Source organism: Cytobacillus oceanisediminis 2691, assembly GCF_000294775.2.
GTDB classification, from domain to species: Bacteria; Bacillota; Bacilli; order Bacillales; family Cytobacillaceae; genus Cytobacillus; species Cytobacillus pseudoceanisediminis.
In genome coordinates this window covers 2,627,809-2,640,943 of record NZ_CP015506.1, presented here as the reverse complement: position 1 = coordinate 2,640,943, position 13,135 = coordinate 2,627,809, and the positions used below count along the sequence as shown (strand labels likewise).

At 41.1% G+C, this 13,135-nt stretch carries 15 protein-coding genes and 1 riboswitch; of the genes, 9 read left to right on the top strand and 6 right to left on the bottom strand.

Translation table 11 applies throughout. The features are described from left to right. Nucleotides 1-69: 69 nt before the first annotated feature. A complete protein-coding gene (locus A361_RS13420) occupies nt 70-1,212 on the bottom strand; it encodes a CAP domain-containing protein (protein WP_335582813.1) in 1,143 nt (380 codons plus the stop codon). 235 nt (nt 1,213-1,447) lie between these two features. On the opposite strand from A361_RS13420, the gene speD reads away from it, so the two are divergent. Next, nucleotides 1,448-2,272 carry an adenosylmethionine decarboxylase gene (gene speD / locus A361_RS13415; RefSeq protein WP_019379784.1) on the top strand — a complete coding sequence of 275 codons (825 nt, stop codon included), beginning with the start codon at nt 1,448-1,450 and terminating at the stop codon, nt 2,270-2,272. Between the two features lie 157 nt (nt 2,273-2,429). Here the strand turns inward: speD and A361_RS13410 are convergent, their stop codons facing one another. Further along, nucleotides 2,430-3,383, bottom strand: coding sequence for a MerR family transcriptional regulator (locus A361_RS13410; RefSeq protein WP_082919378.1), 954 nt, complete (start codon nt 3,381-3,383; stop codon nt 2,430-2,432). 279 nt (nt 3,384-3,662) lie between these two features. On the opposite strand from A361_RS13410, the gene A361_RS13405 reads away from it, so the two are divergent. After that, entirely contained in the window at nt 3,663-4,415 is a 753-nt protein-coding gene (locus tag A361_RS13405; RefSeq protein WP_019379786.1) for a C39 family peptidase, read from the top strand. A gap of 43 nt (nt 4,416-4,458) precedes the next feature. Here the strand turns inward: A361_RS13405 and A361_RS13400 are convergent, their stop codons facing one another. Next, a complete protein-coding gene (locus tag A361_RS13400) occupies nt 4,459-5,520 on the bottom strand; it encodes an AbrB family transcriptional regulator (RefSeq protein ID WP_019379787.1) in 1,062 nt (353 codons plus the stop codon). 141 nt (nt 5,521-5,661) lie between these two features. Here A361_RS13400 and A361_RS13395 point away from each other — a divergent pair, with 141 nt between their 5' ends. After that, nucleotides 5,662-5,952 carry a hypothetical protein gene (locus A361_RS13395; RefSeq protein WP_009334472.1) on the top strand — a complete coding sequence of 97 codons (291 nt, stop codon included), beginning with the start codon at nt 5,662-5,664 and terminating at the stop codon, nt 5,950-5,952. Nucleotides 5,953-5,994: 42 nt separating this feature from the next. Here A361_RS13395 and A361_RS13390 read toward each other — a convergent pair whose 3' ends face one another. Further along, nucleotides 5,995-7,074, bottom strand: coding sequence for a hypothetical protein (locus tag A361_RS13390; RefSeq protein WP_019379788.1), 1,080 nt, complete (start codon nt 7,072-7,074; stop codon nt 5,995-5,997). Further along, nucleotides 7,067-7,633 carry a sigma-70 family RNA polymerase sigma factor gene (locus tag A361_RS13385; RefSeq protein WP_009334474.1) on the bottom strand — a complete coding sequence of 189 codons (567 nt, stop codon included), beginning with the start codon at nt 7,631-7,633 and terminating at the stop codon, nt 7,067-7,069. Before A361_RS13385 ends, A361_RS13390 begins: the two co-directional genes overlap by 8 nt. Nucleotides 7,634-8,011: 378 nt before the next feature. On the opposite strand from A361_RS13385, the gene A361_RS13380 reads away from it, so the two are divergent. Then, on the top strand, nt 8,012-8,761 hold the full coding sequence (locus tag A361_RS13380; protein ID WP_019379789.1) for a Cof-type HAD-IIB family hydrolase: 750 nt from the start codon (nt 8,012-8,014) through the stop codon (nt 8,759-8,761). A gap of 33 nt (nt 8,762-8,794) precedes the next feature. Here A361_RS13380 and A361_RS13375 read toward each other — a convergent pair whose 3' ends face one another. Then, a complete protein-coding gene (locus A361_RS13375; protein WP_019379790.1) occupies nt 8,795-9,256 on the bottom strand; it encodes an OsmC family protein in 462 nt (153 codons plus the stop codon). A gap of 116 nt (nt 9,257-9,372) precedes the next feature. Continuing rightward, nucleotides 9,373-9,483, top strand: a riboswitch (TPP riboswitch). A gap of 103 nt (nt 9,484-9,586) precedes the next feature. Between A361_RS13375 and A361_RS13370 the strand changes: the two genes are divergently transcribed. The 5 genes from A361_RS13370 (at nt 9,587) to A361_RS13350 (ending at nt 13,084) form a co-directional block, all read left to right on the top strand. Continuing rightward, nucleotides 9,587-10,348, top strand: a complete 762-nt coding sequence (locus A361_RS13370) for a 3-oxoacyl-ACP reductase (RefSeq protein ID WP_009334478.1) — start codon at nt 9,587-9,589, stop codon at nt 10,346-10,348. A 13-nt stretch (nt 10,349-10,361) separates the two neighbouring features. After that, complete coding sequence (thiM, locus tag A361_RS13365) at nt 10,362-11,189, top strand: hydroxyethylthiazole kinase (protein WP_019379792.1); 828 nt, start codon at nt 10,362-10,364, stop codon at nt 11,187-11,189. Beyond that, nucleotides 11,186-12,010: a bifunctional hydroxymethylpyrimidine kinase/phosphomethylpyrimidine kinase gene (thiD, locus tag A361_RS13360; RefSeq protein WP_019379793.1), complete on the top strand. Its 825-nt coding sequence runs from the start codon at nt 11,186-11,188 to the stop codon at nt 12,008-12,010. Before thiM ends, thiD begins: the two co-directional genes overlap by 4 nt. Then, nucleotides 12,000-12,668 (top strand): thiamine phosphate synthase, encoded by a 669-nt coding sequence (gene thiE / locus A361_RS13355; RefSeq protein WP_019379794.1) that lies wholly within the window; start codon nt 12,000-12,002, stop codon nt 12,666-12,668. The genes thiD and thiE overlap by 11 nt, the downstream gene beginning before the upstream one ends. Nucleotides 12,669-12,769: 101 nt before the next feature. Next, nucleotides 12,770-13,084 (top strand): hypothetical protein, encoded by a 315-nt coding sequence (locus A361_RS13350; protein ID WP_019379795.1) that lies wholly within the window; start codon nt 12,770-12,772, stop codon nt 13,082-13,084. Nucleotides 13,085-13,135 lie beyond the last annotated feature (51 nt).

The following is a 13,135-nucleotide window of genomic DNA, read 5'->3' as shown; positions in this document are numbered from 1 at the left end:
GAACATAATAATTTAGAGGGGAACAACTATAACAGCCACGAAAAAAAGCTCCTGCAGAAGCGGGAGCTTTTATTTGGCATAAAAGTTTTCTGTATAATAAGGCTGTGACTTTGAATTAAAAGCAACGCCAACACCTAAAAATTCATAATCGGCACGCAGAATATTTTTGCGGTGGCCAAGTGAGTTCATTAATCCTTCATGAGCAAAGATACTGCTGAATTGACCGGAAGCAAGGTTTTCCCCGGCGACCATAAATGAAACTTCATCCGCCTGCATTCTGTCAAAAGGGGATAGGCCCTGCAGGTTGGTATGATCAAAATAATTGTTCTGCGCCATGTCGCTGCTGTGCTTTCGCGCCGTTTCCTTAACAGTATCATCCCATTCCATAACTGGAACTCCGTGATTTACTCTCTCGGCATTTGTAATATCGAAAAGCTGATATTCAAATCCTTCCTTTAGAGAGCTGCTGGCATTGGCATAAAAGGAATCTTTTTGCTCTTCAAGTGATTGACTGATTATTTGTATTGAAGTTACCGTATTGTCACGATGCTTATCATAGAATATGGTTACATAATTCCCATCCAATTCGTATAGATCATAATCCCGATTCTCTTCGAGCTGATAGATAACAAATCCCTTTCTCATTTTGTCCAGCGGTTCTCCAAGCTGCTCCCTAACTGAAGACTTTGGCGTTCCATAGGCAATCTCTTTTGATGAAGAAATCAAATCCTGATTTGTATAGATGCCGGCAGCTTTTTCTTGCTTGTCATAAGCGACCATTACAAAATTTTGATATTGATCATGATAAGCATGCCAGTCTGTTCCAAATTCATTTGCGGAGGAACGTTTCGAGGAGCCATGCTTGCTCTCGATTTCAGACTTGTCATCGCCTATTTCTATATTATGAATAGAAAAGGTTTGCTCTTCTGGGGCTTCTAAAACCGGCTTTTCGGCTTTATCCTCTGGTGTTTGATTTTTTTCGCCGGTATATTGCCTGATTGTAAGAAGGAATTCATCTGCCCAGTTTTGTGCCTCATCCATCACACCGTTTATTATAGCCAGCACTTCTTCATTGTCTTTAAAAAGCTGAATATCAGATTTTATGTTATCAATTACAGTTCCTGAACTAGATTCATCTGCCAATTTCCCTTCAGGCTGTGAAAAGGCGAAACCGATAAATAACAGGATAAAAATAAATAAAAACTTCCTCAATAAATCTCCTCCCATATACCTTTCAACCCCTATCAAAGGTATGCCCATTCATTATAAGATTTAAAAATGCGGAATTGCAAAATATTGAAGCCTTCCTTATTTTTCTACCCTGTTTACCATATTCTCTAACTCTTTTGGCTGCGTGATTAGATATTTTCCGTTTTTAAAAGGATAGTTTGGGTAACATAATTATAAAAATGAACAGATGCATAGCTGCTGCAAAGGGGGAAGCATGTTGAAATTAACACCGGAACAAAGAATTGAACTCCATGGTTTTAATAATTTGACGAAATCACTAAGCTTTAATATGTATGATGTCTGTTATACAAAGACGAGGGAAGAGCGTGAAGCCTATATAGATTATATTGATGAGCAATACAGTGCGGAGCGGCTTACAAAAATATTAAAGAATGTATCCGACATCATTGGTGCCCATGTCTTAAATGTGGCACAGCAGGATTATGTCCCACAAGGTGCAAGTGTGACCGTCCTGGTATCTGAAGGACCGGTAGTGGAAGTCCCGGATGAATCCTATGATGAATCACCTGGCCCGCTGCCTGATAATGTAGTCATGCAGCTGGATAAAAGCCATATTACCGTCCATACCTATCCTGAATATCATCCGGACGAAGGAATCAGCACATTCAGGGCCGATATTGATGTATCCACATGCGGAGAAATCTCCCCGCTAAAAGCCCTTAATTACCTCATCCATTCCTTTGATACGGACATCATGACAATCGACTACAGAGTCAGGGGATTTACACGGGACACGGACGGAAGAAAACTTTATATCGACCATGACATCAGTTCAATCCAAAATTATATTCCTGAAGAAGTAAAAGAAGATTTTGATATGATCGATGTGAATATTTATCAGGCACATACCTTTCACACCAAATGTAAAATAAGGGATTTTGACTTAGATAATTATTTATTCGGATACACGAAGGAAAAGCTTGATCCTAAGGAAGCTGAAGAGATCACTGAGCGGCTTACAACGGAGATGGACGAAATTTTTTACGGGAAAAATATTAACCCCGGTTCTTTATCAGAGTGATCCTGAAGGCTCTCAGTTAATCGGCCTCTATTAAACCAAAAACAAATAGTACCAGATGGAGGGGAACATTAAAAGAACCAGGAGAAGTTTATATTCTCCTGGTTCTTTTAATAAATGTACATAAATTAACGGCACAACCTAAAAATAATTACATAATCTATTTCCAGAACTCCCACCATTTTTTCTCAGGTTCCTGTGCTGCAGCCGCGCTTCGGAAGGAGACGATCATATCCTGAAAAATCTCTTCCCGCTGCTTTACTTCATGCCAGTATTGTTCCCGTTCTTTATTAATGGTATCGATATAAATTTCTCTGTCTGTGTTTAACGTTTCTATCAGCGAGCTGATTTCGGTGCTGGTCACCTCAGCTGAAGATGAAATGTAATGAATCATGGTTTTGAACTCTTCAGAAGACGCTTCCGAGGATTCTGCCAGCTTGTTTGTCAAATGGTGAATTTGATCAGAAGTACGCTTCGTACTTTTCGCCACCCTTTTTGAAAGGGTTCCGAACGCTTCGGAAGTATTCTCAGAAGACTGCTCAATCCTTGCGCCAAGTGATTCAATTTCCGCTTTGGTTTTTTCTCCTGATTTATAGATCGAATCCGACAGGCTTTTAACAGTATGCAATGATCCTTTGCTAATTTCTTTCTTCACTTCGTCTAAAACTTCCTTTCGAACACCGCTGCGAATTTCATTTCTGACATCTGCAATTAAACTGTCCCTGAAACCATCCATCAATGCCATGAACTGTTCGGCGTCCATGACAGCCTGTTGCTCTGTATGTAATGCTGTTTCCTGATTGACTGCCGCCAAGGATGTTTCATTTGCTTCAATACCAGTTTCAGAAGCAAAGTCCATATGTTTTTGCATTAATTCGCGGATCATATCCTTGCTTAAATTTTTATCGCGCATCTGCTTTATCTTTTCAAGCAATGCGATTTCATGGTCTGTATAAAAGCGGGCTCCCTGTTTTGAACGGGGAATTAGCAGAAGTCCGTTTAAATCCTTTTCCCATTGCCTTAATGTTCCAGGAGGCACATTCAGCATTTTCGAAACCTCTTTGATTGTATAAGCTTTCATATATTGCGTATCCATATTACTCAGCCCTTTCATAAAAAATAGATTCTGAAACTTTCGGATGCCAGTTCCGAAACAACTTCTAACTAACTATTCAGCATGATATCCCGTGTTTTCCTGCCGCTTGACAAAAGCTATCAAAAGAAGACGATATTCATCAGAAAAAAGCAAAAAGGAGCCATTCTGACAAAAAACATGAAGAATTTGACAGCCAGCAAGTTATTTGTCATATACGGACGTGTATGTCACAATGAAAGCTGTGTTTAGGAAACTAGAATATTGAAAAACTGCAAGTATTTAAAGGGAGTAGGTAAAGTGGCTAATAGAATTATTGCTTTGTCTGTTGCTGCAGGGGTGGGATTGACGCTGACCTTTGGAAGCATAAAGATGGGGAGCAGTGAACCTTCAAAAAAAAATAAAATACACTATAGTGCAATTCCGCATGCGGAGGCAAACCATGTACCGATTGTGAAGCAGGAAATTCAAAAGAAATCCGTTCTCCTGGATGTGCCATTGTACAATCAAATGGATAGTCCACGTCTGTATAATGGATGTGAGATTACTAGTTTAGCAATGATTATAAATTATGAAGGCATTCAAGTATCTAAAAATAAATTAGCACAGGAAATTAACCGGGTGCCGCTTAGATATAGCGGAGGTGAATACGGGAATCCAAATGAAGGCTTTGTCGGCAACATGGAGGATGGACCAGGATTAGGCGTTTATCAGGGGCCAATTTTCGAACTCGCGAAAAAGTATTTTCCTGAACGTGCAGAGAATCTGACTGGCAAGCCCTTTAAAGTGCTCCTTGAAAAAATTGCAGAAGGTTCGCCGGTCTGGATTATAACAACTGCAAGCCTATCACCCGCAGCATCCTTCGAAACCTGGAATACACCGGGCGGACCAGTTGATGTGACATTCCAGATGCATAGTGTTGCAATTACCGGATATGACGAGGAATATATCTATATTAACGACCCGTATGGCACAAAAAATAAAAAGGTGCCCAAACCGCAGTTTATTGAAGCCTGGGAGCTGATGGGTTCACAGGCCATTGTCATTAACTAGAATAATAGCAAAAGAAGGGGCTGCCGCTTGCAGTCCCTTCTTTTTAGCTTGAGGATGCTAATTTCTTAAACTTTACAAAGATCCATTTTAAAAATGGAGGTACTACAAAGAAGATAAAAAACAGCCGAAATAGCTGATAGCCTGTTACTATGGCTAAGTCTGCGCCGGTTTCATGGGCGATTATGGCCATTTGGTCCATGCCTCCGGGTGCAAGACTCAAAAAGCTGGTGGCAGGGGAAAGGTGAAAAAAGTGCATAATCATAAAACTAAGCAGCACCGAACCCGTAATGAGAAGCAGGCCGCTTAAGGCAGCCAGTGAAATGGTTTTAAATTTATTGGCCAGCTTTTCAGGCTTCATCATCATGCCGATGTGAGCCCCGATTAATAGCTGTGATAAATCCAAAACAGGTGGCGGGAGTTCGGGTCCGTTTATACCGGAAATGACAAGGGCCGCTGTTCCCATAATCGGACCGAGAAGGTACGGGGTAGGGAGCTTCAGGCGTTTGCTTAGGATAATGCCGGCAAAAGAAACGAAGACAAAGAGTAAAATACCAGGGAATAAATCACCCCATAAAGGTTCTGCAGCTTCAAAACCGGGACCGCCAGAGACATTCAGCCAAGGTCCGAATACTAGGATAGGGACGATGAAGATAATCATGGTCAGCCGTGCGACCTGCATAAAGGTAACAACCGTGATATCGATTCCTTTGACTTCCTCTGCCAGAAGAATCATTTGGGACAGACCTCCGGGAATACTGCCGATCAAAACTGTGGGATAGTCGATGCCCATTAATTTCGCAATAAGAAGTGCAGATATGGCGCTAAAGAGAACCATGCAAACGGTAATGAGCAAAATAAAAGGGAGCTTCTGCAGGATAAGCAGGACCGCCTCCTGTGTAAAAGAAAGGCCGATGCTGTATCCGACGATGATAATCCCGGCATCGCGAAATCCTGCTGGCCAATAAAACGGAATCCTGCTGAGCCGGCTCCCAATCATAACGGCAGTCAATGCACCAAGCAAAAAGGCGACCGGAATATGCAATAAAGAAAATAATACTGCACCAAATACAGCAGTTAGAAAGGTGATCAATAAATTCTTATTCACAAAACAACCTTCTTTTTATTTAGTATACCTAAAGATATTTATACCATATAAAAACAATGAATGAATTACAAGTTTTATATAATCAAATGTTTTCATACAATTTATTAAAGAGAAGATCATTTTAGAGAAGGGGGACTAACCATGCCGGAAAAATTAAGCCATTTTGTTTTCATCTTATCGTTTATATGTCTCGGGTTATTTTTGATGCTGGGTTTTTCGCCTCTGTATGATATTTATCTGAATAAAATAGGCCATCGTCCATTTACGCTCCTCCTGCTCCTGACAGTCCTTGTCTTCTTCGTGAGTGTTTTTGTCTTAAAGAAAGTCCAAAACTGGCAGGCGGGCTTTCATGTATTATTTTCCATTATCCTCACCTTGTTTCTTTCATCCGTATTAGCCATCATCGTATTCTTTGGAGGCCTATTTAGGTAAATGTAAAGAGCCTGCACCATCAGAGGTACAAGCTCAGCCAATTTATTGGATTGGCATCCAGTTTACTTTCCATATTCCTTCACTGTTTTTGCTTAGGCCGAAGCCAAACCCATCCTCTTCAGATATGGAAATATAAGCTGAAGAGTCATCGATAATGACTTCTTCTAAACGGGCGTTCTTCACTCGATGCAATAATGTCTGTTCTTCTGGCATAGATGAAGACTCGTTTATAGCATCAAGGTAATGATTCAGGGTAGGAAACGGTTTTCCGATATCCTGATCATGGTTAAACAATGCATATTGAGTATAATAATCCTCAATTTCCTCTGCAAACAAATAGAGCTGGAATACTTCTGCCGGGCTTAAACCTCTTAAGATTTCATCCGTTCCTCTTAAAGAAAATTCTTTAAACACATGGTTTAATGGCTCCCGAAGGACCAGTTCCGTATTATTATTTAGGGACAGCTGAAATGGAACAGCTTCCACTTGAGGATCTTTTGGAGTTGCCACCTCTAAGACTTCAGCCTGATGTACAGAGCCTTCCCCAGCGCGATATCCACCTATAATTAAAGAAGCATTCTCTTCTGTAATTGGTTCGGTTACACCGAACACCTTTTTTAGCTTCTCCTGATCCGTCTCATTAAAAGTTATTTTTATGTTCTTGCCATCCATGAGCGGCAGTACTTTTAAGGAATCATGATCAGGCAGAAAGTATACAATTTCTTCCTGGAAATCCAGAGTGCCTGTGACCTCTGCCTTCCCAGTAAAAGCTGCAGAAAGGTGCCCGTATGAGTCCTTCTCGAAACTATTCAATTTCCAGTTGTTTAGCATAGCGCCATCTGCAAGGCCGGGATAAAAACCTTTATCTGCAATGGCGGTCTCCTGTCCATTTTGCTTGTTCAATACATCTGTCTGAATCCCGGCAATCCCGCCTATCAGTATGACAAACCCGGCAGCTGCAGCTGCAGAAAGAAGTTTTGGAACATAGTCTTTTTTTCTGTTTTTAACAGCAGAAGTGCCGATCCGGTTTCTAACTCTCTGTTTTTCCTCTTCTGTGAAAACAGATTCTTTCGTCCATGCAGCCTTCAATACTTTCTTCACTTCCTGATTCAGATCAGCCATGCTGTTCACCTCTTTCTGAAGCAGATAGTATCTTCTTCACTTTTTCCTGTCCTCTGTACAGCCTTGTTTTAACAGTAGAAATAGGGATATTAAGGGTCTCACTTATTTCTGCCAGACTGAGATCCTGGTAATAATGGAGAAGGAAGACTTCCCGGTATTTTACTGTGAGGGATTCTATCGTTTTCAGCAATTCTTGATGTTCATCCCGTTCAAGAAATGATGCTTCCGGATCTTTTTCTCTAGCCTTTTTCAGGAAAAAAACCTTTTCATTCATGACCATATTGCGGTAATGCCAGCTTTTAAGATAGTCTTTGCTTTTATTAATAGCAATTGTGAAAATCCATGTTTTAAAGGAAGATCTTTGCTGGAAACTTTCCAGCTTTTCATAAACAGTAATAAAGGTATCCTGTGTTAAATCACTGGCCGCATTCCAATCATTCACATAGCTATATATCAATCTTTTCAAAACGGTACCATACTCATCCATGATCATTTCAAGAACGAGAGCACGGTCTACTTGATCAGCAATTGACCGCTTTACATACTCATCAGAGCTCACATGACTGCCTCCTTGCTAAAATGCCAGCTGCCTATTCCGGCTGCCTTTTGTTTGACTGACAGTTAGACGACAGATGCAAGAAAATCGCTTCAACTTTTTGGCATTTATTAAGCTTATACAAAAAAAGCGGAAACCATTAAGTAGGCTCCTATATAAATAAATCTACATCAATGCATAGGTTAAGAACAGTAGGAGCAAAAATAATATGGGAGGCATTCATCATCACCTCACTTATTGAGTAATTCCAGCCTTTACATTTAGATTGGGAATAATAACCCCTATATTGAAAAAATGATTTTGCCCAAGTGCTTTGTTTTTGATGGGAGGATTGTTTATTTATATAATGGCTATATTGTGCAAGAAAGAAGGGAGATTATTATGTCACAATCAAATATTGCTCCACAGATCAAATTAATCGCTCTTGATATGGATGGAACCTTGTTGAATTCCAGAGGGGAAATTCCTGATGAAAACCGTAAGGCCATACGAGAGGCAAAGGAAAAAGGAATTGAAGTTATTTTGAGCACTGGAAGATCCAGGCTTACGGCAGGCGACCATTCCGATTCTTTGGAATTAAACTCCTACTTGATCACAGTCAACGGCAGTGAAATATTTGGCCCTCATGGTGAATCAATCTCAAGGACTCCAGTTGATTCAAAAATAATGGAGTGGATGTGGAACCTATCCCAGTCACATAAGACTAATTTCTGGGCAACAAGCTGTGAACGGGTTTGGAGGAATGAAATGCCTGAAAATATTCATGACCATGAATGGCTTAAATTTGGATTTGATATATCAGATGATGAAATCAGGGAACTCATTCATAAAGAGCTTCAAACAAAAGGGGATCTGGAGATTACAAATTCCAGCTTAACTAATATTGAGGTAAATGCTCTTGGAATCAATAAAGCCAAAGGTATCCAGAAGGTAACAGAGCTTCTTGGCATTTCGATGGAAAATGTAATGGCGATGGGTGACAGCTTAAATGATATTGCCATGATCGAGGAATCAGGCTGGGGTGTAGCAATGGGAAATGCGCAGGATATTGTGAAAGAAACAGCGAATGCTATTACTGGAACTAATGATGAAGCTGGTGTTGCACAGGCAATCCGAAAGTGGGCTCTTTAAAGAATAAAAACCGGCAATCATGCCGGTTTTTGGTTATTTCGAAGTGTTTTTGGCAGTTAGAATCGTTTCTTCCAATTCTACCTCTACATTACCTTTAATCGCCCTGGAAATCATACAGGATGCTTCAGCTTTTTGCGCCAGCTTGCGCGCAAGTGAATGATCCTTTTCAGTCGCATCCGCCTGTAACAAGATAACAGGGCGATGAATAATTTTCTTGTATGTAATCACACCTTTAGTTACATCTACAATACCGGTTGATTCCATCGTAAGGTTTTCTTTCTCGAGTTTACTTCGTTCCATCATAGCTGCCAGGGTAATAATATAACAAGTTGCCGCTGCCCCCAGCAGCATTTCATCCGGATTTGTTCCGATTCCGGGTCCTTCCATTTCTGGCGGAATGGAAACCTTTGTTTTAAGCCCGCCTGTTTCAATTTCTCCAACATCATTCCGAAGTCCTGGCCAATATGCTTTTAATTGGAATTGGTGTTCAGCCATTCTTTAATTCCTCCAAGTTATGTATTCCTATTTACACCATAAAGAGGAACAGGCAGAATTGCAAGACTTTACAGATTTAACGTTTCAGGCTAAGATGAAAACAGCCAACTTAATAGTTTTACTGCTAGGGGTGCCCGATGCGCGGGCTGAGAAAGAAACCGGACTGTTTTTTACCCTTCGGACCTGATCTGGATCATACCAGCGTAGGAAAGTAGTAATTGCGGGGAACGACTAATTCTCTTAGATTATTCAGCCAGGTCCAATTGCGGATCTGGTTTTTATTTTGTTCTCTAAAACAGATGAATTGGCTATCAATAAGGAGGATTTTCTATGAATCTTAACGATCAGATTGTCATCATTACAGGCAGCAGCAGAGGGCTGGGCAAAGAAACCGCAAAAGCATTCGCGAGAGAAGGAGCGAAAGTTGTCATTAACTATTTCCATAGCGAGGAAAAAGCCCATGCTCTGCAGAAGGAAATTGGCGAAAAAGCCATTGCCATTCGTGCTGATATTAGGGACAGTGTTCAAGTGAACTCCATGTTTCAAGAGACGAAGGAACACTTTGGAGCTCCTATTACAACCATAGTCAATAATGCACTGGTAAACTTTCAATTTGACCCTATTTCGAAAAAAGATGCAGAAACAATTAAATGGGATGATTACAAAAGCCAGCTGGAAGGTGCAATTCTGGGAGCATTGAACACAGTTCAGGCAGGTCTTGAAGATATGAAAAAACTGGAGTTTGGCAGGGTAATCTCGGTCGGCACCAATCTATTCCAGCATCCAGTTGTACCCTATCATGACTATACGACCAGCAAAGCTGCTTTATTAGGCTTCACCAGAAATATGGCGAATGAGCTGGGCCAATATGGAATTACTGCAAATATGGTATCGGGAGGTTTGTTAAAAACGACAGATGCCAGTGCTTCGACCTCTAAGGAAGTCTTTAAAATTATCGAAAACTCGACTCCATTAAGAAAAGTCACAGATCCTCAAGAAGTGGCTGATGCGATAGTCTTCTTCGCTTCTCCATGGGCAAGGGCAGTTACTGGACAAAATCTGGTTGTAGATGGCGGATTAGTTATGAATTAAAGGAGGATTTTAGATGAACATTCAGGAGTTTAGCAGTCTATTGGAAAAAGTAAGAGTGTCAAACCCACTTGTACATAACATTACAAATGTGGTGGTAACAAACTTTACTGCAAATGGCCTGCTGGCAATTGGGGCATCACCAGTAATGGCATATGCACATGAAGAGGCAGCTGAAATGGCTAAAATAGCTGGTGCATTGGTTCTCAATATGGGAACACTGACAGAAAAAGAAGTAAAAAGTATGCTCATAGCGGGTAAATCAGCAAATCAGCATGGGGTTCCAGTCATTTTCGACCCGGTTGGTGTCGGCGCCACGGCTTATCGCACAGATACAGCTAAAAGAATATTAGAAGAGTTAGATATTACCATCATAAGAGGGAATGCTGCAGAAATTGCCAACGCGGCAGGACAGAAATGGAGTATAAAGGGCGTAGATGCAATTGAAGCAGCAGGTAACACTTCAGAGCTTGCTAAGTCGGCAGCAAAAGAACTTGGTGCAGTAACCGTTATTACAGGAAAACAGGATATCGTTTCAGATGGAAAATCCACTTTTGCCATTAACAATGGCCATCCTCTTCTAACGAAAGTAACGGGTGCCGGATGTCTTCTTACTTCAATAATAGGAGCTTTCGCTGCTATTGAAAAGGATCCTGTAAAAGCGGCAGTAACTTCATTGGTCGTTTATGGCTCTGCAGCCGAAATCGCAGCAGAAAAATCGGATGGCAAAGGACCAGGCACTTTCCAAATAGAGTTTTTGAATAGCTTATATAACATTTCAGCTGCAGATGTTGAATCATATGGCTCTTTTGAAAAACGACCAGTTAGGAGGCAATATAAATGAAAGTGAACAAAGCTTTAACCATAGCGGGTTCTGATAGCGGCGGCGGCGCGGGCATTCAAGCTGACTTAAAAACATTTCAGGAACTCGGTGTTTTCGGCATGTCTGCTTTAACTGCGGTAACGGCTCAAAACACCAAGGGTGTTCAAGGAGTTTATCCAATGACAGCAGAGGCAGTTTCTGCTCAAATTCAGTCGATAGGAGAAGACCTCAGACCTGACGCTGTGAAGACAGGAATGCTTTTTAGTGCAGATATAATCGAGAGTGTTTCCAATGAAATTGTGAGATACGGCTGGAAAAATGTCGTCATAGATCCAGTAATGATAGCAAAGGGAGGAGCAAGTCTTCTTCAGAATGAAGCGATATTAGCGATGAAAAAGCATCTTATCCCTCTCTCTCTGGTGATTACCCCGAATATTCCAGAAGCAGAGGTTTTAACGGACATAAGAATTCGTTCACTAGAGGATAAAAGAGAAGCAGCAAAAAAACTGCATCACCTTGGAGCGAAAAATGTCATCATAAAAGGCGGCCATGATGAAGCAAAAGACATAGCAGCAGACCTTCTTTTTGACGGAGAAAGTTTTTCGGAATTTAAAAGCAGCAGAATACAAACAGCCAACACACATGGAACAGGCTGCACTTACTCGGCTGCCATCACCGCTGGCCTCGCTGACGGTCTTACCGTGCCAGAGGCTGTTGATCGGGCAAAAAAATTCATCCAGGCAGCAATTGAAAATGATTTAGGAATTGGCAGCGGTCATGGACCTACCAATCACTGGGCGTTCAATAAAAGGAAGAAGGAGGCTGAAGTATATGGCTGTTAATCCGCAGGCAATGAGAAGCTTATTAAAAGTATACTTCATAATGGGCAGCACAAATTGCTGCCAGAATCCTGAAAATGTCCTTCAAGCAGCCATCAAGGGAGGCATTACGTTATTTCAATTCCGTGAAAAAGGAGCAGGATGCCTTCATGGTAAAGAAAAGGAATCGCTCGCAAAAAAGCTTCAAGCAATCTGCAAACAGAGCAATATCCCTTTTATTGTCAATGATGATATTGAATTGGAAGTTAAAATAAATGCAGATGGTGTCCATATAGGCCAGGACGATGAAGCAGCCGATGTGGTCCGCAGGAAAATTGGCAGCAAAATCCTGGGAGTCTCAGTGCACAGCATGCAGGAAGCGGAAACAGCGATCCGTCAAGGCGCAGATTACATTGGCATAGGGCCTATTTATCCGACATCCACAAAGGCAGATGCCAAAGCAGTACAGGGACTTACTTTTTTGACAGAATTAAGATCTGCCGACATCCAAATTCCTGTTGTAGGAATAGGCGGAATTACTTCTGAAAATGCATCTCCCCTAATTGAGGCAGGAGCAGACGGTGTTTCTGTCATTTCTGCAATCAGCCAGGCGGATTCACCAGAAAAAGCAGCCGCCAAGTTATATGATTCAGTAAATAGAATAATGAGAAATGCCCATTGATTTGGGCATTTTTTATTGTATGCATGTTTGAAATTCTAAGGTTTATCCCAATCTATTGAGGATAGCTCACTAACAAACAATAGAAACAGAGGGATGAACAATTGAAAAAGTGGATGGAATCAGGCCTCTATGTTCAAGTGGCAGCTTTCATGCTGGTCGTCTATTATGGCTTCATTTCAGGTCTTGTGGCTGAGGAAACTCATATCGCAGAATTCGAAGGTAGAATAGAGGAAAAATATCGGCAGACCTCGGTTGATAATTACTTGAGCAACTTCAGCACGCATGAAGAATATTGGATTCGGCTGGATAATGGCAAAGCCTTTGAGCTGACGGCATCATTATATGAAAGTATTAAGCGGGGTGAAAAGGTCAAATTAGTGCAAATGAATGCCGGTACCATGATATTCAGGCAATAGAGCACCGCTAATTAAAGTATGCTGCATTTGCCAGTAATTTTTGTTGTTTGC

Bases quoted from the DNA above. Each gene is read 5' to 3' on its own strand.
- A361_RS13375 (WP_019379790.1), bottom strand. From the start codon at position 9,256: ATGGCTGAACACCAATTCCAATTAAAAGCATATTGGCCAGGACTTCGG.
- thiM (WP_019379792.1), top strand. From the start codon at position 10,362: ATGAACATTCAGGAGTTTAGCAGTCTATTGGAAAAAGTAAGAGTGTCA.
- A361_RS13395 (WP_009334472.1), top strand. From the start codon at position 5,662: ATGCCGGAAAAATTAAGCCATTTTGTTTTCATCTTATCGTTTATATGT.
- thiD (WP_019379793.1), top strand. From the start codon at position 11,186: ATGAAAGTGAACAAAGCTTTAACCATAGCGGGTTCTGATAGCGGCGGC.
- A361_RS13390 (WP_019379788.1), bottom strand. From the start codon at position 7,074: ATGGCTGATCTGAATCAGGAAGTGAAGAAAGTATTGAAGGCTGCATGG.
- A361_RS13410 (WP_082919378.1), bottom strand. From the start codon at position 3,383: ATGAAAGGGCTGAGTAATATGGATACGCAATATATGAAAGCTTATACA.
- A361_RS13380 (WP_019379789.1), top strand. From the start codon at position 8,012: ATGTCACAATCAAATATTGCTCCACAGATCAAATTAATCGCTCTTGAT.
- A361_RS13370 (WP_009334478.1), top strand. From the start codon at position 9,587: ATGAATCTTAACGATCAGATTGTCATCATTACAGGCAGCAGCAGAGGG.
- thiE (WP_019379794.1), top strand. From the start codon at position 12,000: ATGGCTGTTAATCCGCAGGCAATGAGAAGCTTATTAAAAGTATACTTC.